This window comes from Methylobacterium sp. J-076 (genome assembly GCF_022829405.1).
In the GTDB taxonomy this organism is placed as follows: domain Bacteria; phylum Pseudomonadota; class Alphaproteobacteria; order Rhizobiales; family Beijerinckiaceae; genus Methylobacterium.
The window spans coordinates 15,933-42,150 of sequence record NZ_JAKSXW010000111.1; the positions used below are offsets into that span (position 1 = coordinate 15,933).

Consider the following 26,218-nt stretch of genomic DNA (forward strand, 5'->3'; position numbering starts at 1 on the left):
CATGGCCCGTCCTTTCAGTAGGTGGCGAAGTAGCCGGCGATGGCGGCCGGATCCTGCGTGACGGTGAGCGACAGCGCCAGCAGGATGCGGGCCTTCTGCGGCGTCAGGTTGTCGGCGCTGAGGATGCCCCGCTCCCGCAGCCGCGTCGTGAGGGGCACGATGCCGCTGCCCGCGCGGGTGGACATCACCACCGGCAGCCCGGCCTCCACCGCCTCGGCCAGGGCGTCCGCCTCCCCGGGCGGGACCATCCCCGGCGCGAGCCCGGCCGAGACGAGGCCCCGCGCCCCCGCCGCCCGGAACGCCCGCACGGCCGTCCCGTCCGCGTCGGCGTAGCCGTAGGCGATGTCGACCCGGGGCAGGGCCGCGAGGCGGCGGATGTCGAAGGGGGTGCCGGGGGCGTGCGCCCGCTCGGCCCGGCGGTAGTAGCGCACGCTGCCGCCATCGACGTGGCCGAGCACCCCGAAATCGGGGGTGCGGAAGGTCTGGAGCCGGGTGACGGAGGTCTTGGTGACCTCCCGCGCCGCCTGGATCTCGTCGTTGAGCACCACGAGCACGCCGCGCCCGCGGGATTCCGGCGCGGCCGCGGTCTGCACCGCCGCGACGAGGTTGAGCTTGGCATCGCTCGACAGGGCGCTCATCGGCCGCTGCGAGCCCACCAGCACCACCGGCACCGCCACGGTGAGGGTGAGGCTCAAGGCATAGGCGGTCTCTTCGAGGGTGGCCGTGCCGTGGCCGATGACGATGCCCGCGAGGTTGGAATGGTCCGCCACCGCGCGCTCGCAGAGCAGGACGAGGTCCCGCCACTCGGCGAAGCCGATGGCCGGGCTCGGCACCGCCCGGAACGGCACCGGCACCACCTCGGCCACGCCCGCCAGCTCCGGCACCGCCGCGACGATGGCCCCGGCGTCGAGCCGCCGGTCGGTGGCGGTGTAGTCGAGGATATCGAGGGAATCCCGGCCGAGGGACGAGATCGTCCCACCCGTGCCGATGAAGGCCACCTTCGGTTTGCCGGTCATCGCGTCCCCCTGCCTCCGTCCGCCGCGCATGCGGATGCGCCCGATGGAGACCGAGTGCACCAGACCGGCCGCGGCAGGCAACCCGCCGCGGTCGAACGCCGGTTCAGCTCTTGAAGTCGAACAGCAGGGCGGAGGATTGCGCGCTGCTCGTCTGTCCGCTCGCGGCGTAGCTGGAGCCGTTCGACTGGGCGGCCTGGAGCTGCTGGATGAAGGTGCTGAGCAGATCGCCGGCCGAGGTGCCGGAGGTGCCGGAGGTCGCGCCCACGGAGGAGGAATCCCCCGAAGAGGACCCGCCGGAGCCGATGCCGCCGGGGGGCGGGCCGGGCGGGGGACCGTCGGGGCCGCCGCCGTCGCCGTCCGAATCACCGCTGCTGGAGACGCTCTTGCCGTGGCTGGCGAAGAGGTTCTTCAGGGCGCTCGCCTGATCGCTGGTGAGGGCACCGCTGCTCTGCTGGTCCGAGATCAGGCTGTCGATCCGGTCCTTGATGGAGGACGGATCGAGGGTGGTGCCGCTCGACGAACCGGAGGTGCTCGCCGTCGAGGTGCCCGACAGGCTCGAATCGATCGAGCCGAGGGCGCTGGTCAGGGCGGTGGCGTCGGTGCTGCTCAGCGCGCCGCTCGCCTCCTGCTGCTGGATGGCGTCGGCCATCCGGTTCTTGCCCGAATGGGCCCGGGAGGTCGATGGGGGCGTATAGACCTGGGTTGCGGTCGATATGCTGGTCACGGCGGTGGTCTCGACACAGAATCGCCGGTACGCCCGGCAGCGGGTCTGTGTGCAAAATACCCACACCGTTCTTAAGATGGTGTTGCCGTGATCCGGGGATGCACCCCTTCACCGCGGATGTGGGCACGGGATGCGCGACCGATCCGGCCGCGCATCCCCGCGCCGCGGATCACACCACGAGGTTCACGATCCGCCCCGGCACGACGATCACCTTCCGCGGGGCCTTGCCGTCCAGCGCCTTCTGCACGGCCTCGAGGGCGAGCGTCGCCGCCTCGACCGCCTTGGCGTCGGCCTCCCGCGGGACGGTGACGTCCGCCCGCTTCTTGCCGTTGATCTGCACCGGCAGGGTGATCTCGTCCTCCACCAGCAGGCCCGCCTCGGCCTCGGGCCAGGGCGCCGCGGCCACGAGGCCGTCCCGGCCGAGCGCCGTCCAGCACTCCTCGGCGAGGTGGGGCATCATCGGCGCGATCAGCTGCACCAGGATGCCCGCCGCCTCCCGGGCCGCCGCCTGCGAGACGGGGCCGCGCAGGGCCTCGTCCAGGGCGTTGGCGAGGGTGTAGACATGGGCGACGCAGCGGTTGAAGCGCAGGCGCTCCACATCCTCGCCCACCCGGGCCAGCGCCTGGTGTGCCGCCTTGCGCAGGGCGAGGTCGGCGGCGCCGTCCCCGGTGGCGGCGGAGGCGGCGTTGACGAGGCGCCACACCCGCTGCACGAACCGGGCGGCGCCCTGCACGCCCTCCTCCGTCCAGATCACGTCGCGCTCGGGGGGCGAGTCGGAGAGCATGAACCAGCGGGCGGTGTCGGCGCCGTAGCTCGCGATGATGTCGTCCGGATCGACGACGTTCTTCTTCGACTTCGACATCTTCTCGATCGGGCCGATCGAGATGGGGCCCTGGGTTTTCACGTGAAACGCCTGGCGCTCGCCCCCCTCGGCGGTGAGGCGCACATCGGAGGGCGGCACCCAGGCCCCGGCCGCGTCCTTGTAGGTCTCGTGGACCACCATGCCCTGCGTGAACAGGCCGGCGAAGGGCTCGGACACGCCGGACCAGCCGGTCTCCCGCATCGCCCGGGTGAAGAACCGGGCGTAGAGCAGGTGCAGGATCGCGTGCTCGATGCCGCCGATATACTGGTCCACCGGAAGCCAGCGGTTCACGGTGTCCGCGTCGGTGGGCTGGTCCGTCAGCCACGGGGCGGTGAAGCGAGCGAAGTACCACGACGAGTCCACGAAGGTGTCCATCGTGTCGGTCTCGCGCCGGGCCGCCGCGCCGCATCGCGGGCAGGGCACCTGCCGCCACGCCGCGTCCCGCTCCAGCGGGTTGCCGGGCTGGTCGAAGGAGACCTCCTCCGGCAGCGTCACCGGCAGGTCCCCGACCGGCACCGGCACCGGGCCGCAGCTGTCGCAGTGGATGATCGGGATCGGGCAGCCCCAGTAGCGCTGGCGCGAGACGCCCCAGTCGCGCAGGCGGAACTGCACCTTGCGGGTGGCGACCCCCTCCCCTTCGAGCCGGCCCGCCACGGCCTCGAACGCCTCGTCCGTGCCCATCCCGTCGAGGAAGCGCGAGTGGATCATCCGCCCGTCGCCGTCATAGGCGGTGTCGGTGATGACGAAGGTGGCGGGGTCCTGATCCACGGGGCAGACGACCGGCGTGTTGCCGAGGCCGTACTTGTTGGCGAAGTCGAGGTCGCGCTGGTCGTGGGCCGGGCACCCGAACACCGCGCCGGTGCCGTATTCCATCAGCACGAAGTTCGCGACGTAGACCGGCAACTCCCAGGACGGGTCGAGGGGGTGGCGCACCGTCAGGCCGGTGTCGAAGCCGAGCTTCTCCGCCGTGTCGATGGCCGCCTGCGCCGTGCCGATGCGCTGGCACTCGCCGATGAAGTCCTGCAGCGGGGCGTTGCCCGCGGCGAGGGAGGCGGCGATGGGGTGGTCGGCGGCGATGGCCAGGAACTTGGCGCCGAACAGCGTGTCCGGCCGGGTGGTGTAGACGGCGAGATCATCTCCATAGCCGGCAACACTCGTGGTCAGCGTGAAGCGGACCTCCAGCCCCTGCGAGCGGCCGATCCAGTTCTTCTGCATCAGCCGGACCTTCTCCGGCCAGCGGTCGAGGCCGTCGAGGGCGGTGAGCAGATCCTCCGCGAAATCGGTGATCTTGAAGAACCACTGGGTCAGCTCGCGCTGCTCCACCAGGGCGCCGGAGCGCCAGCCGCGCCCGTCGATCACCTGCTCGTTGGCGAGCACGGTGTGGTCCACCGGGTCCCAGTTCACCTTGGCCGTGCGGCGCGTCACCAACCCCTTGTCGAGGAAGTCGAGGAACATGCGCTGCTGGTGCTTGTAGTAGGCGGGGTCGCAGGTCGCGATCTCCCGGCTCCAGTCGAGGGACAGGCCCATCGATTGGAGCTGCCCGCGCATGGTGGCGATGTTCTCGTAGGTCCAGGTGCGCGGGTTGACCTTGCGCTCCATGGCGGCGTTCTCGGCCGGCAGGCCGAAGGCGTCCCAGCCCATCGGGTGGAGCACGTTGAAGCCGCGGGCGCGCTTGTAGCGGGCCACCACGTCGCCCATCGCGTAGTTGCGGACGTGGCCCATGTGGATGCGTCCGGACGGGTACGGGAACATCTCCAGCACGTAGTATTTCGGGCGCTGGTCGGCGTTGTCCGTCTCGAAGATCTTGGCCTGCGACCACGCCGCCTGCCAGCGCGGCTCGGCGTCCTTGGCGTTGTAGCGTTCGATCGGTGTCGGTGCGTCGGTCATCGGGCCGGGTCTGTCGCGGGGGCGGGATCGCGTTGCGGCGCAGTAGCATATCCGCGCGGGCGCGGGTCAACGGGCCTTGCATGGCCGCCGCGTCCGTGCTTGCCCGGCACCTGCCAGATCGAGGAGACAGAGCATGGCCGCGCCCCTGCCCGGACCGCCCCCCCGCGCCGAGACCGGCCACCTGCCCCCGGTGGGCGAGGCCGACGTCGCCGCCGGGCTCGCGGAGGTGCGCGCGGGCGTCGCCCGCGCGGCCCGGGACAGCGAGCGCGACCCCGCGGAGGTCCACCTCATCGCCATCTCGAAGACGGTGCCCGCCGGGGGCATCCTGCCGGCGCTGGAGGCCGGCCAGCGCCTGTTCGGCGAGAACTACGTGCAGGAATCGGCCGCCAAGTGGCCGGCGCTGAAGGAGCGCTACCCGGATGTGGAGCTGCACCTCGTCGGCCCCCTGCAGTCCAACAAGGCGCGGGAGGCGGTGGCCCTGTTCGACGTGATCCACTCCCTCGACCGCCCGTCGCTGGCCGCGGCCATCGCCAAGGAGATCGCCCGCACCGGGCGCACGCCCACGCTGCTGATCCAGGTGAACACCGGCGACGAGCCGCAGAAGGGCGGCATCCCCGTGGGCCAGCTCGACACCCTGCTCACCGCGTGCCGCGACACGCACGGGCTGGCGATCCATGGCCTGATGTGCATCCCCCCCGCGGAGGACCCGCCCTCGGCCCATTTCGCCCTGCTGGCGAAGCTGGCCCACGAGCGCAACCTGCCGATCCTGTCGATGGGCATGAGCGCCGACTACCCGGCGGCGATCCAGGTGGGCGCGACCCATGTCCGGGTCGGCACCGCCATCTTCGGGCGGCGGGTGCCGAAGGGCGACGCTTCCTGACAACTAGAGGGCCCGAGGGTCTGGCCGGGAAGCCGGTCTTATCCCCCCCACCCCCTCATCCGGAGGTGCGGCGTGAGCGGCCTCGCAGGAGGGCTCCAGGGATCGCGGTGTGCGCTGGCCCCCTCCTTCGAGGCCCGCTGGCGCGGGCACCTCAGGATGAGGGGGTGGGTGGGACGGGACTGATTGTCCCGCCGTCATGTCAGGAGGAGGGGAGAGGCCCGGCGACACCCCGTCGTGTCGCCGGGACGCGCAGGCGAAGCCGGAGCGGCAGTGAGGGGGCTTCCCGGAGGAGTCTCGTCCGGCACGCCCCCTCACCTTCGGCTGCCGCCTCGTTTCGCCGACGACGAGGTCGGCAAAACCCTCTCCCCCCAGGCGGGGCGAGGGGGCCCGCGGCGACCGCGCGGCAGGAGGGACACCCAGGATGAGGACGCGGCCGGGACGAGACCGCCCCATCGCCGGGACCCTGACAACGCCCCCGATCAGTCGATGACCAGGCGGTAGCCGACGCCCCGCACCGTCTGCAGGAAGGACGGGTTGGCGGGATCGACCTCGATCTTCCGGCGCAGGCGGTTCATCTGCACGTCGATCGCCCGCTCGGCCGCCGCGCCCCCCGCGCCCGCGAGCTGCTCGCGCTCCACCCCCGCCCCGGCGGCGTGGGCGAGGATCGCCAGGATCTCGCGCTCGCGCTCGGTGATGCGGATCGTCTCCCCGTCCCGGCGCAACTCCCCCCGGTCGGGGCGGAACACGAACGGCCCGAAGGCCACGGGGGCGGCGTCCGCATCCCGGGGGCGGACGGGGCCGCGGTTGATGATGTTGTTGAGCCGCAGCGTCAGCTCCCGCGGGTCGAAGGGCTTGGGCAGGTAGTCGTCGGCGCCGATCTCGAGGCCCATCACCCGGTCGTTCGGGTTCGAGCGGGCGGTGAGCATCAGGATCGGCACCTTCGAGGTCTCGCGGACGCTGCGGGCGTAATCGAACCCGTTCTCGTCGGGCATCATCACGTCGAGCACCATGGCGTCGAAGACGAGGGCCTGGGCCCGCGCCCGGGCCTCCGCCGCGCTCGCCGCCGCCGTCACCCGGAACCCCTGCTCGGCGAGGTAGCGGGCCAGGAGCTCGCGCAGGCGCCGGTCGTCATCGACCACGAGGATGTGGGGGGCCTCGTCGGGCAGGTCGGCCACCTCGGGCCGGGGGGAGCCCGACATCAGGCGCCCTCCCCGCCCCGGGCGGGCCGCACGGTCCGGCGGGCCATCAGGCGGCGGATCGCCTGGCGGTCCTCCGGCTCGATCATCGCCATCAGGAAATCCTCCGGTGAGGCGCCCGCGTCCGGGCTGGCCAGCGCCCGGGCCAGCCGCCGGGCCTGGACGCGGGTGAGGTCGGCCGCGAGCGCCGCCCCCGATTCGGTGCAGGAGAGGAGGCGCTGGCGCCGGTCGCTGGTGCCCGGCTGCTGGACGACGTAGCCCTGCCCGATCAGGTCCTTGAGCACCCGGTTCAGGCTCTGCTTGGTGATCCGCAGGATGTCGAGCAGCTCGGCGATCGTCAGGCCGGGGTAGCGATCGACGAAATGCAGCACCCGGTGGTGGGCCCGGCCGAAGCCGTAATCGGCCAGGATCCGGTCCGGGTCGCCGACGAAGTCGCGATAGGCGAAGAACAGGAGCTCGATCAGGTCGTCGCCGGCCGGCTCCGGCCGCGTGGCGGCGACCACGGATTTCGAGACGAAGGGTTCCTCGCGCGGGGCAATCGGTGTCACGGCGCGGCCGCTCCCCGAACGGGCGATGGGTCAGTCCCCCCGACGTGTCTCAGCGCAGGCGCAGCCCGTCAACCCTGGCGGTCCGCCGGGCCGGACAGGCTTGCGGGGAATGCGGCCCATCCGATACCCCTGAGGGACAGAACCGACCCGACCGGAGGACGCATGGACAGCCCAGCCGCGGCGGGCGCCCGCCGCCTGTGGATTCGCAACCCCCTGGCGATCCTCGCCGAGGATTCCGGCGGCGGCCTCGTGGTCGAGGGCACGCGCATCGCCGAATGCGTGCCCGCCGGCGCCCGGCCCACGCGCCCGGTGGACGAGACCGTGGACGCCTCGCGCCACGTCATCATCCCCGGCCTCGTGAACACCCACCACCACTTCTTCCAGACCCTCACCCGCGCCCACCCCCTGGCGATCGACAAGCCGCTCTTCCCCTGGCTGAAGGCGCTCTACACGGTCTGGGGGGCGATCACCCCGGAGGCGTTCCGGCTGGCGACGCGGGTGGCCTTCACCGAACTCCTGCTCTCCGGCTGCACCACGGCGGGGGACCACCACTACCTCTTCCCGAAGGGGCTGGAGCAGGCGGTGGACATCCAGGTGGAGGAGGCCCGCGCGCTCGGCATCCGCGCCTGCATCACCCGAGGCTCGATGACCCTGTGCGACGAGGAGGGCGGCCTGCCGCCCCGCGCCCTCACCCAGGACGACGACACCGTGCTCGCCGACAGCGAGCGGGTGCTGAACCTGTTCCACGACCCCGCCCCCGGGGCGATGATCCAGATCGGCCTCGCCCCCTGCTCGCCCTTCGCGGTGACGAAGCGTCTGATGCGCGAGAGCGCGGCGCTCGCCGCCCGCCACGGCTGCCGGCTCCACACCCACCTCGGCGAGACCCTGGACGAGGACGATTACTGCCAGGCGATGTTCGGATACCGCCCGGTGGACTACCTGGAGGAGGTCGGCTGGCTGTCCGACCGGGTGTGGCTCGCCCACGGCATCCACTTCACCGATTCGGAGGTCACCCGCCTCGGCAGGGCCGGCGTCGGGGTGTGCCACTGCCCGACCTCCAACATGACCCTGGCCTCGGGCCGCTGCCGCACCTGCGAGCTGGAGGCGGCGGGCTCGCCCGTCGGCCTCGGCGTCGATGGCTCGGCCTCCAACGACAGCTCGAACCTGATGGAGGCGGTGCGCCACGCGGTGATGCTGAACCGCCTCACGTATGGGGCGCCGGCCGTCACCCACCGGGACGCCCTGCGCTGGGCGAGCGAGGGCTCGGCCCGCTGCCTCGGCCGCACCGACATCGGCCGCATCGCCCCGGGGATGGAGGCCGACCTCGCCCTGTTCACCCTGGACGAGCTGCGCTTCTCCGGCGCCCACGATCCCCTGGCCGCCCTGGTGCTGTGCGGGGCCTCCCGCGCCGACCGGGTGATGGTGGCCGGCCGCTGGCGGGTGATGGACGGCCAGCCCCTCGGCGTCGATCCCGTGGCCCTGCGCGAGGCGCATTCGCGGCTGGCGCGGGAGCTGTTCGGGCGGGGGTGAAGGAGGAGGGGGCCGAAGGGCGTCATGCCCTTCGGTGGGGTCATCGGGGCGGGCCCCGATGACCCTCGCGGGGCTTTGCTTCTTAGAAGAGCCCGTCGATCTGCCCGTCCGCGTCGAGGCGGATCGTGTCCGCCGCCGGGACGCGGGGGAGGCCCGGCATGGTCATGATCTCCCCGCAGATCGCCACGATGAAGCCGGCGCCGGCCGAGAGGCGCACATCGCGCACCGCCACCACGTGGCCCTCGGGGGCGCCCATCAGCGCGGGATCGGTGGAGAACGAGTACTGCGTCTTGGCCATGCAGATCGGCAGGTGGCCGTAGCCGTCCTTCTCGAAGGCGGCGAGCTTCTGCGCGGCCTTCGACTCGATCTGGATGCCCCCCGCGCCGTAGAGCTTGGTGGCGATGGCGCGGATCTTGTCCGACAGCTTCGCCTCGGTCTCGTAGGCGTAGGTGATCGGCTGCGCGCCGCCCTCGGCGAGGCGCACCACGGCGCGGGCCAGCTCCTCGGCCCCTGCCCCGCCATCCGCCCAGTGCTTGCAGGTGATGGCCTCGACGCCGAGCTTCTCCTGGCACAGCGCCTTCAGCCGGGTGTGCTCGGCATCGGTGTCGGCGTAGAAGTGGTTCACCGCCACCACCACCGGCAGGCCGAAGCTGCGCACGTTGGTGACGTGGCGGGCGAGGTTGGCGAAGCCCGTCTCCAGGGCCGCGACGTTCTCGGAGCCGAGGTCCTTCTTGTTGACGCCGCCGTGCATCTTGAGGGCGCGGACGGTGGCCACGATCACCACCGCCGAGGGGCTGATGCCGGCCTGCCGGCACTTGATGTCGAGGAACTTCTCCGCCCCGAGGTCGGCGCCGAAGCCCGCCTCGGTCACGGTGTAGTCGGCCAGCCGCAGGCCGGTGCGGGTGGCGATGACCGAGTTGCAGCCGTGGGCGATGTTGGCGAAGGGCCCGCCGTGGATGAGGGCCGGGTTGCCCTCCAGCGTCTGCACGAGGTTCGGCTGCAGGGCGTCCTTCAGGAGCACCGTCATGGCGCCCGTGGCCTTCACGTCCTTGAGCGTCACGAGCTTGCGGTCGCGGGTCTCGGCGATGACGATGCGGCCCAGCCGCTCCTCCAGGTCCGCGAGGTCCTTGGCGAGGCAGAACACCGCCATCACCTCGGAGGCGACGGTGATGTCGAACCCGTCCTCGCGGGGGAAGCCGTTGGCGACGCCGCCCAGCGACTGGGTGATGGCGCGCAGGGCCCGGTCGTTCATGTCGACCACCCGGCGCCAGAAGATGCGGCGCACGTCGATGTTGAGCTCGTTCGCCCAGTAGACGTGGTTGTCGATCAGCGCCGCCGCGAGGCTGTGTGCCGAGGTGATGGCGTGGAAGTCGCCGGTGAAGTGCAGGTTGATCTGCTCCATCGGCACGACCTGCGCCTTGCCGCCGCCGGCCGCGCCGCCCTTCATGCCGAAGCACGGGCCGAGCGAGGGCTCGCGCAGGCAGATCATCGTCTTCTCGCCGATGCGGTTCAGGGCATCGCCCAGGCCCACCGTGGTGGTGGTCTTGCCCTCGCCGGCCGGGGTCGGGGAAATCGCCGTGACGAGGACCAGCTTGCCCTCCGGCCGCCCTTCGAGGGAGCCGATGAAGCCGTGGTCGAGCTTGGCGATGTGCTTGCCGTAATTGTGCAGCGCCTCGTCCGGGATGCCGAGCTTCTCGGCGACCTGGGCGATCGGCCTGAGGGTCGCCGCGCGGGCGATCTCGATATCGGACGGCATGGCGTTTCCCTCCCTGTCACCCGCACGGTGCCCCGCCGGACGGTGCCGTGCGAGGCGGGCCGCTCAGGGGGCGGCTCGGTGCGATCGTGGCCGGTAATGTGCGGCAAAGCGCCGGAAAATGCGCGCCGATTTTTCTCAAGCGCGGGACAAAAAGGACTTGTCCCGCCGGGGCGGTGTTCGCGCTCACGGGCGGGCCCCGACACCCGCGCCGTCATTGCGAGCAACGCGGAGCAATCCAGGGATCCGCCACGGTTCGTTGAGGTCCCGCCACCCTGGATTGCTTCGCTGCGCTCGCAATGACGGGGCTGGCGGGCGGGAGCGTTCAGAGACGCCTGTCTTCAGCCGCCCGTCTTGGGCTTCGGCTTGTCGGCGGAGCCGGGGGCGTCGTGGGGCTGCGGAGCGCCCTTGGGCAGTTCCGGGTTCTCGGGGTTGTGGGGGGCGGCCACCGGGGCGGGCGGGTTCTCCGCGGTGGTCGTCGGCTTGGCCGTGTCGGGCAGGCCGTCCTTCAGCTTCTCGTTGATCTTGGCGAGGTCGTCGGGCTCGGGGTTCAGGTCCTTGGCGTGCTGCCACTGGAACTTGCCCTCCAGCCGGCGGCCGGAGCGCCAGTAGGCGTCGCCGAGGTGGTCGTTGATGGTCGGGTCGCCGGACTTCAGCTCGACGGCCTTCTCCAGTTCGCGCACCGCGTCGTCCCAGCGGCCGAGGCGGAAATAGGCCCAGCCGAGGCTGTCCACGATCATGCCGTCCCGGGGGGCGGAATCGGCCGCCTGCTGGAGCAGCTTGAACGCCTCGTCGATGTTCAGGTTCTGATCGACCCAGGAATAGCCGAGGTAGTTGAGCACCTGCGCCTTGGCGGCGGGCTGGCTGTCCGGCACCAGGGAGAGGGCCTTCTTCAGGTCGGCCTCGGCCTTGGGCCATTGCTTGGCCCGCTCGTAGGCGACGCCGCGGAAGTAGAACGTCGTCCAGTAGTTCGAGAGGGGCCTGTCGCCGATCAGATCGATGGCGCGGGTGTAGCTCGCGGCGGCGTCGTCGTACTGCTTGCGGGCCCGCTGGACGTTGCCGAGGGCGGTGATGACGTCGATGTCGTCGGGATGGGCCTTCATCGCCGCGGCGAGCTGGGCGACCGCCTCGTCGCTCTTGCCCATCTGCTCCAGGTTCAGGCCGATCTGGATGTCGGAGTTGAGCTTGAGGGGCGAGGCCGCCGGGATCTGGGCGTAGGCCTCGTTGGCGCGCTCGGGCTGCTTCATCCGGTCGAGGGTGTCGGCGAGCGTCAGACGGGCGAGGGCGTGGTCCGGGGAGAGGTAGAGGGCGAGCCGCAGGTAGATCACGGCGGGCAGTTCGTCGCCCTGGGTCGAGCCGGCCGAGCCGAGCCCGTACAGCACCTCGGCGGCGCCGTCCTGGGCGGTGGTGACGAGCTTGCCCAGGGGCTTGCCGGCCTTCAGTTTGTCGAGGGCGTCACGCACCAGCGGGTGGCGGGGCGAGAGCTGGTCGAACTCGGTATAGGCCTGGATCGCCACGTCGGTGTGGCCCATGCTGGCCTCCTGGCGGGCATAGGCATCGACGATCCGCAGGGTGTTGCGGTCCCCCTCGTAGGCCGCCTTCAGGCGCGTCTCGGCCTCGGCGTTGTCCCCCGTCACGGCGGCGATCAGGCCGGCGTGGTAGTCGCGGAAGGTGTTGTAGTAGCGCTCGCCCCGGAGCTTGGCGACGGTGTCCAGGGCCTTCTTGCCGTCGCCGGCACCGGCATAGGACCAAGCGGTGAGGAGCGTCGCGGTCAGGTCGGTGGCGGCGCCGCGACCGCTGCGGGAGAAGTTCTGCCGGGCGGCGGCCCATTGGCTCGCCTTGATCTGGCGCACGCCCAGCGACAGGTTCGCGAGCCCGTTGGTCGGGTCGCGGGCGACGAGCTTCTCCGCCGTGCGGAACGCGTCCGGCAGGGCGCCGTCGGCCAGCAGGGAGATGAAGGCCCGCTCCACGAGCTCGGCGTTGCGCGGGTCGGCCCGCACGGCCTCCCGGTAGAAGGTGGCCGCCGCGGTGGTGTCGCGGGCCGCCCCGGCGATGTAGGCGGAGAGGAAGTTGCCCTCGAGGGATTCCGCAGGCTCGTAATCCCCCGCCGGCACGGACGCCGTGTCCTTCGGCTGCGCGGCGAAGGCGCCGGGCGCCAGTCCGGAGGCGAGCAGGAGGGCGAGCGCCGGGACGGTGCGACGGGCGCGTAGAATGGTCATGAACCGATCCGGCTCCTGGGCGCCGAGCCCGGGAGGGCCGAACGCCTGAATGTGTGCGGGGCACGAGGGGCCCGGGCGAAAAGCGCCGGGAGACTGGACCTATCCCGCCACCGCCGCAAGGCGAAAGGATGGCACGGGGGGTGTGGCCCGTCGTCGGGTCTCAAGCCAGGATGTCGAGGGTCCGCTTGGCCATCGCGTCGGCCGTGCGCGCCACGGCGGCGTTCATGGCGAAGCCCGTCCGGGCCTCGATCAGGCCGAGGACGGAGGCGGAGAGGTCGACCGTCGCGGCGGGCGGCAGGGCGGTGCCCTCCCCGCCGAGGGTGCCGGTGTCGAGGGTGCCGGTGCCGAGCGTCGAGACCTGCCCGGCGATGGCGTCGAGCCGCCGGGCCGCCGTGGTCATGCCACCGGTCGCGATCGTCAGGGCGTCGGACATCCTCACCTCCGGGGTGAGGATGGGGACCGGCCGTGACGATCCGGTTCAGGGAATCGCTCGCATTCGAGCTTTTTGGGATCCCCGCCGCTCCCATCCCCACCGCCGTCGTGGCGAGCGGAGCGCTGGACGGGAAAGGAGGCGACGCAACCGCGCGCGGCCCGCCGCCCCCTCGCCCGCTCACATGTTCGGGTAGTTCGGCCCGCCCGGCCCCTCCGGCGTCACCCAGTCGATGTTCTGGTTCGGGTCCTTGATATCGCAGGTCTTGCAGTGGACGCAGTTCTGCGCGTTGATCTGGAAGCGCACCCCGTCCGAGGCGGCGGCGTCCTCCACCCACTCGTAGACGCCCGCCGGGCAGTAGCGGCCCGAGGGCCCGCCGAACACGTCGTGCTCGGAGCGCTTCTGCAGCTCCATGTCCCGGACCTTGAGGTGGGGCGGCTGGTCCTCCTCATGGTTGGTGTTCGACAGGTAGACCGAGGAGAGCCGGTCGAAGGTCAGCTTGCCGTCGGGCTTCGGGTAGGTGATCGGCGTCACCTCCGCGAGGGGCTTGAGGCAGGCATGGTCCGGCTTGCCGTGGGAGAGCGTGCCGAAGGGCGAGGTGCCGAGGATGCTCGTCGCCCACATGTCGACCCCGCCGAGGCCGATGCCCACGAGCGTGCCGTAGCGCGACCACAGGGGCTTCACGTTGCGCACCGGCTTCAGGTCCGCCCCGATGGGGCTGTTCCGCCAGCCGGCCTCGTAGGCGGTGAGCTCGTCACCCTGGCGCCCGGCCTTGAGGGCGTCGGCGATGGCGTCGGCCGCCTGCATCCCGGAGAGCACGGCGTTGTGCGAGCCCTTGATGCGCGGCACGTTCACGAAGCCCGCCGAGCAGCCCACGAGGCAGCCGCCGGGGAAGACGAGCTTGGGCACCGATTGCCAGCCGCCCTCCATGATCGCCCGGGCGCCATAGCCGATGCGCTTGGCCCCCTCGAAGGTCTCGGCGATCATCGGGTGGGTCTTGAAGCGCTGGAACTCCTCGAACGGCGACAGGGTCGGGTTCTCGTAGTTCAGGTGCGTCACGAAACCGACCGAGAGGAGGTGGTCGTCGAAGTGGTAGAGCCAGCTTCCGCCGCCGGCCTTGTTCGGCAGGGGCCAGCCCATCGTGTGCCGGACGAGGCCGGGCTCGAACTTGTTCGGGGCCAGCTGCCACAGCTCCTTCACCCCGAGCCCGTACTTGAAGTGGTCGCTCTTGGCGTTGAGGCCGTAGCGGGCGATCAGCCCCTTGGTCAGGTTGCCCCGGGCGCCCTCGCCGAACACCGTGTACTTGCCGCGCAGCTCCATGCCGCGGGTGTAGTCGTCCCGCGGCTCGCCCGCCTTGCCGATGCCGAGGTCGCCCGTGGCGATGCCCACCACCGCGCCGGCCTCATCGAACAGCACCTCGGAGGCCGGGAAGCCCGGATAGATCTCGACGCCCAGCGCCTCGGCCTGGACGCCGAGGTACTTGCAGACGTTCGAGAGCGAACCGACGAAGTTGCCGTGGTTCGACATCAGCTTGGGGAAGAACAGGTTCGGCAGGGTGATGCCGCTGTTCTTCGTGAGCATCATGAACTCGTCGCGCTCGACGGCGGTCTTGAGCGGCCGCTCGGGATCCGTGCGCCATTCGGGCAGCAGGGCATCGAGGCCGATCGGGTCCACAACCGCCCCGGACAGGATGTGGGCGCCGACCTCGGAGCCCTTCTCCACCACGACGACGCTGATCTCCTCGCCGATCTCGGCGGCGCGCTGCTTCAGGCGGATCGCGGCGGACAGGCCCGCCGGCCCGGCGCCCACCACCACCACGTCGAAATCCATGCTCTCCCGTTCGGGCAGCGCCATCCTCACCACTCCTGATCTTCTTGTCTCAGCTTTGTCTGTCGTCTGAACCGATTCCAAGCTAGAAACGCAAGCCGGTATGAAGACGCGCGGTCCCCGCGGCGGCATCCGGCGCGGGCGGGGCCTGCGCCTTGGCCGTCCTGGGACATGCGGGGGCAGCGCCTCTCGCCGCCATCGCGCATCCCCTTGACGCGGCGGCGCGAACGGGCGTTGTCCACAGGCCGCCGGAGCCCCATGTCCCCGTGATGCCGAACCCCGCCGACGCGCAGGCCGACCTCATCGCCTATCTCGACTTCCACACGGAAGCCGGGGTCGATCTCGCGCTCGACGAGCAGCCGCACGACCGCTTCGGCGAGGCGGACGCGCCGGAGCCCGCCCCCCGCCCCCGGCCGGCGCCCCGCCGGGCCGCCCTCGCCGCAGTTCCCCCCTCCCCGGCGCCCCCCTCCCCTCCCCCGCAGGACGCGCCCAGGGCGCCCCCGCGGGCCACCTATGGCCGGTCCGCCGCCGCGGAGCCGGAGGAGGCCGCGGGCGATGCCAGGGCCAGGGCCCGCGACGCGGCGAGCCTGGAGGAGCTGGAGGCGATCCTCGCCGGGTTCGACTCCTGCCCCCTGCGCTTCACCGCCAAGAACCTCGTGTTCGGCGACGGCAATCCCCAGGCGCGGGTGATGTTCCTGGGCGAGGCGCCCGGCGCCGACGAGGACCGGATCGGCAAGCCGTTCATGGGCCGCTCGGGCCAGCTCCTCGACAAGATGATGGCGGCCATCGGCCTCGACCGGAGCTCCGCCTACATCGCCAACGTGGTGCCGTGGCGTCCGCCGGGCAACCGCAACCCGACCCCGCAGGAGGTGGCGATGTGCAAGCCCTTCGTGGAGCGGCAGATCGAGCTGGTCGACCCGGAGCTGATCGTCTGCCTCGGCGCCCCGGCGACCCAGACCCTCACCGGCACCAAGGACGGCATCCTCAAGACCCGCGGCCGGTTCTTCTCCTACGCCCTGCCGGGGCGGGAGGCGCGCCTGCTCGCCACGCTGCACCCGGCCTTCCTCCTGCGCCAGCCCCTGCAGAAGCGGCTGGCGTGGCGGGATTTCCGGGCCCTGCGCGGGGCCCTCGACGGCAAGGCTTGACGGTTCGGTGGGAACCCTGCCTCCCTCCCCGCCATTAGAGCCTGGCCGGATGCGGCCGGTGCGGCACGGATGGCACGATCATGCGCTGGGAAGATCTACGCAGCTCCGACAATGTCGAGGACCGGCGCGGTGAAGGCGGCGGCGGCGGCGGCGGCGGGATGGGCTTTCCCGGCGGCGGGGCCGGCGGCCTCGGCATCGGCACCATCGTCGTCCTGCTGATCATCAGCTACTTCACCGGCATCAACCCGGCGGTCCTGATCGGCGGCGCCCAGCAGATCGGCGGCGGCGGCAGCCAGCGCCAGGAGCAGGCCGACCCGCAGACCCAGGCCAAGCGGCGCCAAGCGCCCACCGACGAGAGCGGGCGCTTCGCCTCCAAGATCCTCGGCAACACCGAGGACGTGTGGAGCACCATCCTCCCGCAGCAGACCGGCAAGCAGTACACGCCGACGACGCTCGTGCTCTACACCGGCGGCACCCGCTCCGGCTGCGGCTCGGCCCAGGCGGCGATGGGGCCGTTCTACTGCCCGCTGGACAAGAAGGTCTATCTGGACACCGGCTTCTTCAAGGAGATGGCCACGAAGTTCGGGGTGAAGGGCGATTTCGCCTACGCCTACGTCATCGCCCACGAGGTCGGCCACCACGTGCAGGACGTGCTCGGCATCCTCGGCAAGGTGCAGGCCCGGCAGCAGCAGGCCTCGGACAAGACCGAGGCGAACGCCATCTCGGTCCGCATCGAGCTGATGGCCGATTGCCTCGCCGGCGTCTGGGCGAAGAACTCGAACGACAAATACGCCGAGCTGGAGCAGGGCGACATCGACGAGGCCCTGAACGCCGCCGCCCAGATCGGCGACGACGCCCTCCAGCAGCGCTCCCGCGGCTACGTGGTGCCGGACTCCTTCACCCACGGAAGCTCGGCCCAGCGCCAGCGCTGGTTCACGGCGGGCTACAAGAGCGGCCAGACCAAGTCCTGCGACACGTTCCGCACGGCGAACAACTGAGGACGCGAAACGCCCTCCCCCCTGTGCGGGGGAGGGTGGTTCCGCCGGGGCGCGGGAGACGGGCGCGCCCTCGCCATGACGGGCGGAGTGATCCGGAGCGGATCCCCTACCGCCGGCTGAGGCGCAGGGCGTTGGCGCGGACCTTCCGCCGGTAGCTGCTCACCACCTTGCCGTTCGAGGCGCCCGTGGCCAGCATCATGGCCGCCTCGCCGGCCGCGAGGATCTTCTCGGTCACCATCAGCTGCGCCTCGGCCTGGGCCGCGGGACCGCCCATCGCCATCATCGTGAGGCGCTGGACCACGACCCCCTGGGATTCCATCGCGAGCATGGACAGGTCCATGCCCATCTTCCACCAGCCGAACAGCATCGTCGTTCCCTTGTTGCGAATGGCAACGCCGGGGGCCCCCTCCGGGTCCCCGTTGCGGCAACGATGCCTGCCATGCACGACCTCCGCCTTTGCGGGAAGGCGCTCCATGCCGTAATCGCGGCGCACGCCCCTGTCACGCCATCCCCCCGCCGGACCCATGATACGCCTCGACCGCATCACCAAGCAGAACGGGAAGCAGCTCGTCTTCATCGAGGCCAGCGCCGCCCTCCAGCGGGGGGAGAAGGTCGGCCTCGTCGGCCCGAACGGGGCCGGCAAGACCACCCTGTTCCGCATGATCACCGGCGAGGAGCAGCCCGACGAGGGGCAGGTCCAGTCCGAGCGCGGGGTGACGATCGGCTATTTCAGCCAGGATGTCGGCGAGATGGCCGGGCGCAGCGTCGTCGCCGAGGTGATGGACGGGGCGGGGCCCGTCAGCGCGATCGCCAGCGAGCTGGCCGAGCTCGGCGCGGCCCTGGCCGACCCCGACCGGGCCGACGAGATGGACGCGCTGATCGAGCGCTACGGCGAGGTCCAGGGGCGGTTCGAGGAGCTCGACGGCTACGCCCTGGAGGGGAGGGCGCGGGAGACCCTCGACGGCCTCGGCTTCAGCCAGGAGATGATGGAGGGCGACGTCGGCGCCCTCTCCGGCGGGTGGAAGATGCGCGTGGCGCTCGCCCGCATCCTGCTGATGCGCCCCGACGCGATGCTCCTCGACGAGCCGTCGAACCACCTCGACATCGAGAGCCTGATCTGGCTCGAGACCTTCCTGAAGGGCTATGACGGCGCCCTGCTGATGACCTCCCACGACCGGGAGTTCATGAACCGCATCGTCGGCAAGATCATCGAGATCGACGGCGGCAGCCTCACCACCTATTCGGGCGACTACGCCTTCTACGCGCAGCAGCGCCTCCAGAACGAGGCGCAGCGGCAGGCGCAGTACGAGCGCCAGCAGGCGATGCTCGCCAAGGAGATCCAGTTCATCGAGCGCTTCAAGGCCCGCGCCTCCCACGCCGCGCAGGTGCAGAGCCGGGTGAAGAAGCTCGACAAGATCGAGCGCGTCGAGCCGCCCCGGCGGCGCCAATCGGTGGCGTTCGAGTTCCAGGCGCCGCCGCGCTCGGGGGACGACGTGGTGATGCTGAAGGGCGTGCAGAAGCGCTACGGCAGCCGCGCCATCTACGAGGGGCTCGACTTCTCGATCCGCCGGAAGGAGCGCTGGTGCGTCATGGGCGTCAACGGCGCCGGCAAGTCGACGCTGCTCAAGCTCGTCACCGGCACCACGACCCCCGATGCCGGCTCCGTCACCGTCGGCGGCAGCGTGAAGCTCGGCTACTTCGCCCAGCACGCCATGGACGTCCTGGAGGGCGAGCGCACGGTGTTCCAGACCCTGGAGGAGGCGTTCCCGCAGGCGGGGCAGGGCTCCCTGCGGACGCTGGCCGGCTGCTTCGGGTTCTCCGGCGACGACATCGAGAAGCGCTGCCGGGTGCTCTCCGGCGGCGAGAAGGCCCGGCTGGTGCTGGCCCTGATGCTCTACGACCCGCCGAACTTCCTCGTCCTCGACGAGCCCACCAACCACCTCGACATCGGCACCAAGGAGATGCTGGTCGACGCCCTGTCCTCCTTCGAGGGGACGATGCTGTTCGTCTCGCACGACCGGCACTTCCTCGCCGCCCTCTCGAACCGCGTGCTGGAGATCACCCCGGACGGGGCGCACCAGTATGGCGGCGGCTACACGGAATACGTCGCCAGCACCGGCCGGGAGGCGCCGGGCCTGCGCAGCTAGACCTTTGTCTTTCCCGCATTTTCCTGCGCCGAACCGGCATCCATTTCGGCGGAAAATGCTCTAGCGGGCGCGGCCGTCCGACCTTGGCCGCCACTCGGTTGCGCGCTACCTTGTTTCAAGGCCGCGAGAGCCCGAGGAGGATGACCCATGAGACGAGGTGCCCTGACCATCGCCACCGGCTGCGCGCTGCTGCTCGCCGCCTCCGGCGCGAGCGTCGCGCAGGAGGATCACGGGGCACACGGCGCGGTCACCCTGCCGGATGCCGCGAGCGCCACCTACCAGCCGGGTCCGCCGAACCTGCCCAAGGGCACGCAGATCAGCATGGTCTCCGGCGATCCGGCCAAGCCCGGCCCGTTCGTCCTGCGGATCAAGTTCCCGGCCAACACCGTGATCGCGCCGCACACCCATTCGCAGGCGGAGACGCTGACGATCCTCTCGGGCGCGATCTACCACGAGCACGGGCCGACGATCGACAAGGCGGCGGGCCAGGAGCTGCGGACGGGCGGCTTCGTCTTCCTGCCGAAGGACATGCCGCATTCCCTCTGGACCACCGCCCAGCCGGTGGAGCTTCAGGTCAACGGCTCCGGCCCCTTCGGCCTGAACTACATCGACCCCGCCGACGACCCGAGCCGGGCGGCGCACTGAGCGCGGGCCTCGCGCAGGGCGCCTGAGGCCGATCCCACCCCTCCTGGGTGCCGGGCCGGACACGAGGGATCGTCCTGCCGCGCGGTCGCTGCCGCTCTCCCCTCGCCCCGCCTGAGGGGAGAGGGTTTTGCCGACCTCGTGGTCGGCGAAACGAGGCGGCAGCCGAAGGCGAGGGCGTGCCGAACGGGGCCCCTCCGGTGCGCCCCGTCACCGCCGCTCCGGCTTCGCCTGTGCGTCCCGCCGACACGGCGGAGTGTGGCCGGGCCTCTCCCGGCAAGCGGGGCGAGGGGGCCAGCGGATCGGATCGGCCCGCTGTCTCACTTCCCGATGCAGAAGCCGGCAAACAGCCGGTCCAGCACATCCTCGACGCCGACATGGCCGCCGACTTCGCCGAGCGCCCGCACGGCCAGCCTCAGGTCCTCCGCCATCAGCTCCGGCGGCCCGCCGCCGGAGAGCCGGTCGAGATGGCCGAGGCAGCGCTCCAGGGCGTCCCGGTGGCGGGCCCGGGTGATCAGGGCGTCGCCCTGGCCGAGCCCGGCCTCCGCGCGCTCCCGGAGGGCATCGAGGAGTGCCGGCAGGCCGAGGCCCGTGCGCGCCGAGACCGCGAGGCCGGGGGGAGGGTGCGCGAGAAGGTCCGCCTTGGTCCAGACCGGAAGGGCGGGGGCGCCGCCGAGGTCCGGCGCCGTGCCGCCCGGCGGCACCAGGGCGAGGACGAGGTCGGCCTGGGCGATCCGCGCCCGGCTCCGGCGGATGCCCTCGGCCTCCACCGCATCCTCGGTTTCCCGCAGGCCCGCCGTATCCACCAGCACCACCGGCAGGCCATCGAGGTCGAGCCGCACCTCGATGGCGTCGCGGGTCGTGCCGGGGATCTCGGACACGATGGCCGCCTCCCGCCGGGCGAGGGCGTTGAGCAGGGTCGACTTGCCGGCATTGGGCGCCCCCGCCAGCACCACCCAGAACCCCTCGCGCAGGCGCTCGCCCCGGCGCCCATCGGCGAGGGCGGCGGCGAGGGCGTCCCGCAGGGTTTGCGCCCGGCCGAGGAGGGCCGCCTCAAGGCCCGCCTCGTCCACATCGCCCTCGTCGGCGAAATCCAGCGCCGCCTCCGCCCCGGCGAGGCAATCGATCGCCTCGTCCCGCCACGCGGCCACCTGCCGGCTGAGCGCCCCGTCGAGCTGCCGGAGGGCCTGCCGCCGCTGGCCCTCGGTTTCGGCGTCGATCAGGTCGGCGACGCCCTCGGCCTCCGCGAGGTCCATCCGCCCGTTGAGCACCGCCCGGCGGGTGAACTCCCCCGGACCCGCCGCCCGGCATCCGGGAATCCGCCCGAGGGCGGCGAGCACCCGCGCCCGCACGGCGAGCCCGCCATGCAGGTGCAGCTCGGCCATGTCCTCGCCGCTGTAGGTCGCCGGCCCGGGGAAGTGGGCGACGAGCGCCCGGTCCAGCTCCGTGCCGTCCGCCGGGTCGCGCAGGGTCCGCAGGGAGAGCCGGCGGGGGGCGGGGAGGGGACCGCCAAGCGCCGCCAGGACGGCGCCCGCCGCCGGCCCGCTGAGGCGGATCACCGCCACCGCGGCCCGGCCGAACCCGCTCGCCGGGGCGAAGAGCGTGTCTGCGGGGGCGTCGCCCATCCCGGTTCCCGTCGCGCGCCTGTCCATCCGGCGGGCTCCCTATCACGCGCCCTGCCCCAGAACAGCCGCAAATCCGCGCGACCCCGCGCCCTTTCCTGTCGGAAGAGAGGATTCCCATGCCGCTCGCCACCCGCCGCGCGGTCTGCGCCGGTCTCCTTGCCGCCACCGCGTGCCCTCCGGTGCGGGCCGCGGAGGGGGTGGAGGCCCGCCTGCGGGCCATTGAGGCCGGGACCGGCGGGCGCCTTGGCCTCAGCGTCGCGGGGGAGGGGATCGCACCGCTGGCGTGGCGGGCCGACGAGCGGTTTCCCCTGTGCAGCACCTTCAAGGTGCTGGCCGCCGCGGCGCTCCTCGCCCGGGTCGATGCCGGCGCCGAGTCCCTCGACCGGGTGCTGACCGTCCGCGAGGCCGACCTGCTGAGCTACGCGCCGGTCTCCCGCAAGGTGGTGGAGGCGGGGGGCGGCCAAGCGCCGATGACCCTCGGGGAGGCCTGCGCCGCCGCCCTGGAATGGAGCGACAACACCGCCGCGAACCTGCAACTCGGGGTGCTCGGCGGCCCGGCGGAACTCACCCGATGGGTGCGGGGCACCGGGGATGCGGTGACACGCCTCGACCGGGACGAGCCGACCTTGAACACCGCGATCCCCGGCGACCCGCGGGACACCACCTCCCCCGCGGCGATGGCGGCCACCCTGGAGCGGATCCTCCTCGGCCCCGTCCTGAAGCCGGCCTCCCGGGTGCGGCTGGAGGCGTGGATGGTCGGCGCCCGAACCGGGTTCAAGCGCCTGCGGGCCGGCGTGCCCCCGTCCTGGAGGGTCGGCGACAAGACCGGCAGCGGCGACAACGGCACCTTCAACGTCGTGGCGATCCTCCGGCCGCCGGGCCGCCCGCCGCTCTTCGCCGCCTCCTACCTGACGGGCGCGACCGCCCCACCCGCCGCCTGCGAGGCCGCCCACGCCGAGATCGGCCGCCTGATCGCCCGGCATGTCGAGGGGTAGGGCCGCGATCGAGCGAGTTGGTCCCGCCGCTCACGCCCCCTCCCCGTCATTGCGGGCGGAGCGAAGCAATCCGGGGCAGCGGGCCGTTGCCGAACGTGGCGCGTCCCCGGATGGCTTCGCTCCGCTCGCAATGACGAAGGCGGGTTTCAAAGAAGGCTGGTAGAATCTGCGCGATGGCGACCAAGACGACCCGCGCGACGCAGGCTCTCGACCGGCTGGGCCTCCGCTACAGCCTCCATGCCTACACCTATGACCCGGAGGCGCCGCGCATCGGCCTCCAGGCGGCCGAGGCGCTCGGCGTGCCCCCGTCCCGGGTGCTGAAGACCCTGATGGCCGCCGTCGATGGGCGCACCGTCTGCCTGCTCGTCGCCTCGGACAGGGAGGCGGCGATGAAGCGGGTCGCCGCCGCCTTCGGGGGCAAATCCGCGGCGATGCTGAAGCCCGCCGATGCCGAGCGGCTGACGGGCTACCATGTCGGCGGCATCAGCCCGCTCGGCCAGAAGCGCCCCTTCCCCACCGCCCTCGATGCGGGCGCCCTCACCGACCCGGCGGCCGAAATCCACATCAACGGCGGCGGCCGCGGCCTGCAGATCCGCCTGACCGAAGCCGACCTCGTGGCGGCTCTCGGGGCCACGGTGGTGTCCCTGACCTGATCGCCCGCCCCGCGTCGTCCGAGAACCGCGTCCCCCTCAACCTCACCGCGGGCCGGGAAGTCCGGGCGTCCCCTTGCTCCTTCACCGTCATTGCGAGCGACAGCGAAGCAATCCAGGGCAGCGGGACCTGTCCGCCCCGTGGCGGATCCCTGGATGGCTTCGCGGCGCGCGCAAGGACGGGGGGAGCTGTCGTCTGTCTGGCCGGATACTGGGGTGCCGGTGCGGAGCGGCGGCCTCGCAAGAGGGGGAGGGTCGGATCGGCGGTCCGGGCGGGTTCCGCGACGGACGCCCTTGCGGGGCGGCGCACCCGCTAACCCATCGTTTACCATGCCCGCCCAGTGTCGGGGGACGGGGCGTCGGGGGAGACGGGTGGTGCGGGTGTGCTTGCGGATGGCGCTGGCGATGACGACGCTCGCCGGGCCGGTCGCCGCCGCCGACCTTTCCCGCTCCGACTTCACCCGGCCCGACTTCGCCGACCGGTCGCGCGATCCGGCCCTGCCGCCGCTGCCCCGCTACTTCCCCCGGGGCGATGGCATGGAGGCATCGGGCGCCGCACCGCTGGTGCAGCCCCGGGTGCGGGTGCGGCTCGCCTGCGTGCCCCGGCGCGTGCCCACCCCGACCAACGCCCCCGATGATCCGAGCTATGTCGGCTCCCCCTACGGCCTCGGCCGCCCGAGCTATTACGGCTTCACCCCGCCGCCGGGCATCGACGATCCCTACGGCCGCTCGGTGCTGCCCTATTGCCCGTGAGGTGAGGCCGCCTCCCCTCGGGCGAAAAATGGTCTAGATCGGGCGCCGCATCATCGAGGGCCCGGCCGTGACCGCCACCACACCCCAGCAAATCTCCGACCTCCCCACCCTGCGCGCCGCCGTCGCCGGCTGGCGGGCGGCGGGCGAGACGGTGGCCCTGGTGCCGACCATGGGCGCCCTGCACGAGGGCCACCTCACCCTCGTGGCGGAGGCCAAGCGGGCCGCCCGCCGGGCCGTCGTCAGCATCTTCGTGAATCCGACCCAGTTCGGACCCGCCGAGGATTTCGCGCGCTATCCCCGCGACCTGGGCACCGACCTCGCGGCCCTCGCCGCCGCCGGGGCCGACGCCGCCTGGACGCCCGATGCCGCGACCATGTACCCGGCCGGCTTCGCCACGCGGATCGCGGTCGAAGGCCTCACGGACGGTCTCTGCGGCCCCCTGCGCCCCGGCCATTTCGCCGGCGTCGCCACCGTCGTCACCAAGCTCCTCAATCAGGTCCGGCCCGACATCGCCCTGTTCGGCGAGAAGGATTTCCAGCAATTGCAGGTGATCCGCCGGGTCGTCGCCGATCTCGACATGGCGCCCGAGATCCGGGGCGTGCCCACCATCCGGGAGGCGGACGGCCTCGCCCTCTCCTCGCGCAACCGCTACCTGACCCCCGACGAGCGCCGGAGCGCCCCGCGCCTCCACGCCGTGCTCTTCGACATCGCCGGCAAGGCCCGCGACGGGGCACCCGTGGCCGGGCCGGTGGCCGAGGGGGTGGCGGCGCTGGAGGCGGCGGGCTTCACCGTGCAGTACGTCAGCGTCTGCGATGCGCACAGCCTCGCGCCGGTCGCCCGCGTGACAGGCCCCGCCCGGGTGCTGGCGGCGGCCTATCTCGGGCGGACCCGGCTCATCGACAACGTTCCGGTCTGACGGCCCCGTCAGCCTGCCCGGCGCAGGAGGGAGCGGAACGAGCGCCGCTCGGTGCCGGGGTCGTCCTGCGGCGGGGGCGGGGGCTCCGGCGGCATGGCGGCCAGGATCTCCCCCCGGACCGGCCGGGCCGGCGCGAACGCCGCCCCCTGGGCGAAGGGCACGTTCAGGTCGATGAGGTCCGGCACGTCCGCCTCGGAGGCCACCTCCGCGACGACCAGGCGGATCCGGGCGCGGGCGAGGGCGGGGGCGAGATCCTCCACCGCGATGTCGCTGAGGGCGCCCCGGGCCGCCGCCGGCCGCAGCAGCAGGGCGGCCGGCACCTTCACCTGACCGATTCCGTACTCCGCCAGCTCGCGGGCATCGAAGCGGAGGTCGGTCGGCCGGTCGAGGCAGAAGCCGATCCGACCGCGCAGGGCCGCGAGCAGCCCGAGTTGCCCGCTGTCGAGCCCGCGCCAGCTCGCCTGGGGCAGGGCGACGTCGAGGCCGGACAGGGCCTGCTCGTCCCCCGCCATCCGGGCGATCTCCTTGAGGAAGCCCGGCTCGAATAAGGAGCGCGGGGACAGGCCGTAGGTCACCCGGGCATCGCTGCCGCGGCGGCCGAGATGGCGGACGATGGTGCCCGTGCGCGCGAGCATGCGCCGGTCCAGCTCCGTGGTGCGCCCGTGCCGTTCGAGGGCGGGGAGGTAGAGCGCCGCCTCCAGGGATTGGTCGTCGATCCGCAGGCGGCCCATCGCCTCGTAGGCGACGACCTTCCGCTGCGGCAGGGTGACGACGGGCTGCAGGAACACCTCGATCTGCTCGCGCTCGAACGCGGCGAGGATGGCCGCGTCGTCGGGCCCCCGGGGCGGCTCCATCGGGCGCGGCGGGATCGGCCGGGGCACGGGCAGCGGCGTGGGCTCGGTGAGGTCCGGGGCCGGGCGCGACGCGGGGGGCAGGACCGGGGGCGTCCAGGCCCGTTCGACGGGCGCGGGTGCCGGCGGGGGCGGGGGCACCGGAGCCACCACCGGGGCCGGTTCGGCGACGGGCGCCCGCACGGGTGCCTCGCGGATCTTGAGGGCCGCTATCTCGTCGTCCTGGCTGCGGATGACGGCGCTGAGGTCGCGCACGATCCCGCTGAGCAGGCCGATCTCGACGGTGAGTTCGTGGACCTCGGCGCGCAGGGTGTCGGCGGGTGGCGGGTCGGCGGCGGGCCGCGCGGCGGACTTCCCCTCGGCCTTCAGGAGCCGTTGCGAGAGGACATCGACCTCCTGCGAGAGCTTCTCGCAGCGGGCCGTGAGCCCGGTGAGGCGGGCCAGGGCGGTTCCCGTCCCGAGGCACCCCAGGGCCGCGGCGGAGATCGCGGCGGCGGTGGGGGAGAACACGGCGACCGGCCCGATCGTCACGAGGCCGAGGAGTCCGGTCGCCCACAGCCCTGCATTCCGGCCGAAGACCCGGGCCATCGTCGCCATCATCCGTTCCGAGAGTCGACCTCCGGA

At 72.3% G+C, this 26,218-nt stretch carries 22 protein-coding genes; 10 read left to right on the forward strand and 12 right to left on the reverse strand.

Going from position 1 to position 26,218, the window contains the following annotated elements; translation table 11 throughout:
* Positions 1 to 14 precede the first annotated feature (14 nt).
* From MKK53_RS09800 to leuS, 3 genes are all read right to left on the reverse strand, one after another.
* Entirely contained in the window at positions 15 to 1,016 is a 1,002-nt protein-coding gene (locus tag MKK53_RS09800) for an asparaginase (protein WP_243928510.1), read from the reverse strand.
* A gap of 103 nt (positions 1,017 to 1,119) precedes the next feature.
* On the reverse strand, positions 1,120 to 1,740 hold the full coding sequence (locus MKK53_RS09805) for a hypothetical protein (RefSeq protein WP_243928511.1): 621 nt from the start codon (positions 1,738 to 1,740) through the stop codon (positions 1,120 to 1,122).
* 169 nt (positions 1,741 to 1,909) lie between these two features.
* The gene (gene leuS, locus MKK53_RS09810; protein WP_243928512.1) at positions 1,910 to 4,489 is read right to left on the reverse strand and encodes a leucine--tRNA ligase; all 2,580 of its coding nucleotides are present in this window, start codon (positions 4,487 to 4,489) and stop codon (positions 1,910 to 1,912) included.
* A 133-nt stretch (positions 4,490 to 4,622) separates the two neighbouring features.
* Between leuS and MKK53_RS09815 the strand changes: the two genes are divergently transcribed.
* On the forward strand, positions 4,623 to 5,369 hold the full coding sequence (locus MKK53_RS09815; RefSeq protein ID WP_243928513.1) for a YggS family pyridoxal phosphate-dependent enzyme: 747 nt from the start codon (positions 4,623 to 4,625) through the stop codon (positions 5,367 to 5,369).
* A 479-nt stretch (positions 5,370 to 5,848) separates the two neighbouring features.
* Here MKK53_RS09815 and MKK53_RS09820 read toward each other — a convergent pair whose 3' ends face one another.
* A complete protein-coding gene (locus MKK53_RS09820; protein ID WP_243928514.1) occupies positions 5,849 to 6,568 on the reverse strand; it encodes a response regulator in 720 nt (239 codons plus the stop codon).
* Entirely contained in the window at positions 6,568 to 7,068 is a 501-nt protein-coding gene (locus tag MKK53_RS09825; RefSeq protein ID WP_243928554.1) for a MarR family winged helix-turn-helix transcriptional regulator, read from the reverse strand. Before MKK53_RS09825 ends, MKK53_RS09820 begins: the two co-directional genes overlap by 1 nt.
* Positions 7,069 to 7,275: 207 nt before the next feature.
* Here MKK53_RS09825 and MKK53_RS09830 point away from each other — a divergent pair, with 207 nt between their 5' ends.
* A complete protein-coding gene (locus tag MKK53_RS09830) occupies positions 7,276 to 8,643 on the forward strand; it encodes an 8-oxoguanine deaminase (RefSeq protein WP_243928515.1) in 1,368 nt (455 codons plus the stop codon).
* An 82-nt stretch (positions 8,644 to 8,725) separates the two neighbouring features.
* Here MKK53_RS09830 and MKK53_RS09835 read toward each other — a convergent pair whose 3' ends face one another.
* The 4 genes from MKK53_RS09835 to MKK53_RS09850 all read right to left on the reverse strand — a co-directional run bounded on the left by MKK53_RS09835 (position 8,726) and on the right by MKK53_RS09850 (position 14,899).
* Entirely contained in the window at positions 8,726 to 10,399 is a 1,674-nt protein-coding gene (locus tag MKK53_RS09835; protein WP_243928516.1) for a formate--tetrahydrofolate ligase, read from the reverse strand.
* Positions 10,400 to 10,737: 338 nt separating this feature from the next.
* A complete protein-coding gene (locus tag MKK53_RS09840; RefSeq protein ID WP_243928517.1) occupies positions 10,738 to 12,615 on the reverse strand; it encodes a tetratricopeptide repeat protein in 1,878 nt (625 codons plus the stop codon).
* A 160-nt stretch (positions 12,616 to 12,775) separates the two neighbouring features.
* Positions 12,776 to 13,048, reverse strand: coding sequence for a flagellar protein (locus MKK53_RS09845; protein WP_243928518.1), 273 nt, complete (start codon positions 13,046 to 13,048; stop codon positions 12,776 to 12,778).
* A gap of 177 nt (positions 13,049 to 13,225) precedes the next feature.
* Positions 13,226 to 14,899 carry an electron transfer flavoprotein-ubiquinone oxidoreductase gene (locus tag MKK53_RS09850; protein ID WP_243928519.1) on the reverse strand — a complete coding sequence of 558 codons (1,674 nt, stop codon included), beginning with the start codon at positions 14,897 to 14,899 and terminating at the stop codon, positions 13,226 to 13,228.
* A gap of 242 nt (positions 14,900 to 15,141) precedes the next feature.
* On the opposite strand from MKK53_RS09850, the gene MKK53_RS09855 reads away from it, so the two are divergent.
* Positions 15,142 to 16,017: a uracil-DNA glycosylase family protein gene (locus MKK53_RS09855; protein WP_243928520.1), complete on the forward strand. Its 876-nt coding sequence runs from the start codon at positions 15,142 to 15,144 to the stop codon at positions 16,015 to 16,017.
* A gap of 80 nt (positions 16,018 to 16,097) precedes the next feature.
* A complete protein-coding gene (locus tag MKK53_RS09860; RefSeq protein ID WP_243928521.1) occupies positions 16,098 to 17,015 on the forward strand; it encodes a neutral zinc metallopeptidase in 918 nt (305 codons plus the stop codon).
* A 106-nt stretch (positions 17,016 to 17,121) separates the two neighbouring features.
* On the opposite strand, the gene MKK53_RS09865 is transcribed toward MKK53_RS09860, so the two are convergent.
* Positions 17,122 to 17,382, reverse strand: coding sequence for a hypothetical protein (locus MKK53_RS09865; RefSeq protein WP_243928522.1), 261 nt, complete (start codon positions 17,380 to 17,382; stop codon positions 17,122 to 17,124).
* Between the two features lie 157 nt (positions 17,383 to 17,539).
* Between MKK53_RS09865 and MKK53_RS09870 the strand changes: the two genes are divergently transcribed.
* Both MKK53_RS09870 and MKK53_RS09875 read left to right on the forward strand, forming a co-directional pair.
* Positions 17,540 to 19,162: an ABC-F family ATP-binding cassette domain-containing protein gene (locus tag MKK53_RS09870; protein ID WP_243928523.1), complete on the forward strand. Its 1,623-nt coding sequence runs from the start codon at positions 17,540 to 17,542 to the stop codon at positions 19,160 to 19,162.
* Between the two features lie 147 nt (positions 19,163 to 19,309).
* Positions 19,310 to 19,807 (forward strand): cupin domain-containing protein, encoded by a 498-nt coding sequence (locus tag MKK53_RS09875; RefSeq protein WP_243928524.1) that lies wholly within the window; start codon positions 19,310 to 19,312, stop codon positions 19,805 to 19,807.
* Positions 19,808 to 20,124: 317 nt separating this feature from the next.
* Here the strand turns inward: MKK53_RS09875 and mnmE are convergent, their stop codons facing one another.
* The gene (gene mnmE / locus MKK53_RS09880; protein ID WP_409564300.1) at positions 20,125 to 21,456 is read right to left on the reverse strand and encodes a tRNA uridine-5-carboxymethylaminomethyl(34) synthesis GTPase MnmE; all 1,332 of its coding nucleotides are present in this window, start codon (positions 21,454 to 21,456) and stop codon (positions 20,125 to 20,127) included.
* An 89-nt stretch (positions 21,457 to 21,545) separates the two neighbouring features.
* Here mnmE and bla point away from each other — a divergent pair, with 89 nt between their 5' ends.
* The 4 genes from bla to panC all read left to right on the forward strand — a co-directional run bounded on the left by bla (position 21,546) and on the right by panC (position 24,743).
* The gene (gene bla / locus MKK53_RS09885) at positions 21,546 to 22,424 is read left to right on the forward strand and encodes a class A beta-lactamase (protein WP_243928525.1); all 879 of its coding nucleotides are present in this window, start codon (positions 21,546 to 21,548) and stop codon (positions 22,422 to 22,424) included.
* Between the two features lie 173 nt (positions 22,425 to 22,597).
* Positions 22,598 to 23,077 (forward strand): aminoacyl-tRNA deacylase, encoded by a 480-nt coding sequence (locus MKK53_RS09890; protein WP_243928526.1) that lies wholly within the window; start codon positions 22,598 to 22,600, stop codon positions 23,075 to 23,077.
* Positions 23,078 to 23,467: 390 nt separating this feature from the next.
* Positions 23,468 to 23,827 carry a hypothetical protein gene (locus tag MKK53_RS09895; RefSeq protein WP_243928556.1) on the forward strand — a complete coding sequence of 120 codons (360 nt, stop codon included), beginning with the start codon at positions 23,468 to 23,470 and terminating at the stop codon, positions 23,825 to 23,827.
* Positions 23,828 to 23,894: 67 nt separating this feature from the next.
* Entirely contained in the window at positions 23,895 to 24,743 is an 849-nt protein-coding gene (gene panC / locus MKK53_RS09900) for a pantoate--beta-alanine ligase (protein WP_243928527.1), read from the forward strand.
* Positions 24,744 to 24,751: 8 nt separating this feature from the next.
* On the opposite strand, the gene MKK53_RS09905 is transcribed toward panC, so the two are convergent.
* Entirely contained in the window at positions 24,752 to 26,194 is a 1,443-nt protein-coding gene (locus tag MKK53_RS09905) for an EAL domain-containing protein (RefSeq protein WP_243928528.1), read from the reverse strand.
* Positions 26,195 to 26,218 lie beyond the last annotated feature (24 nt).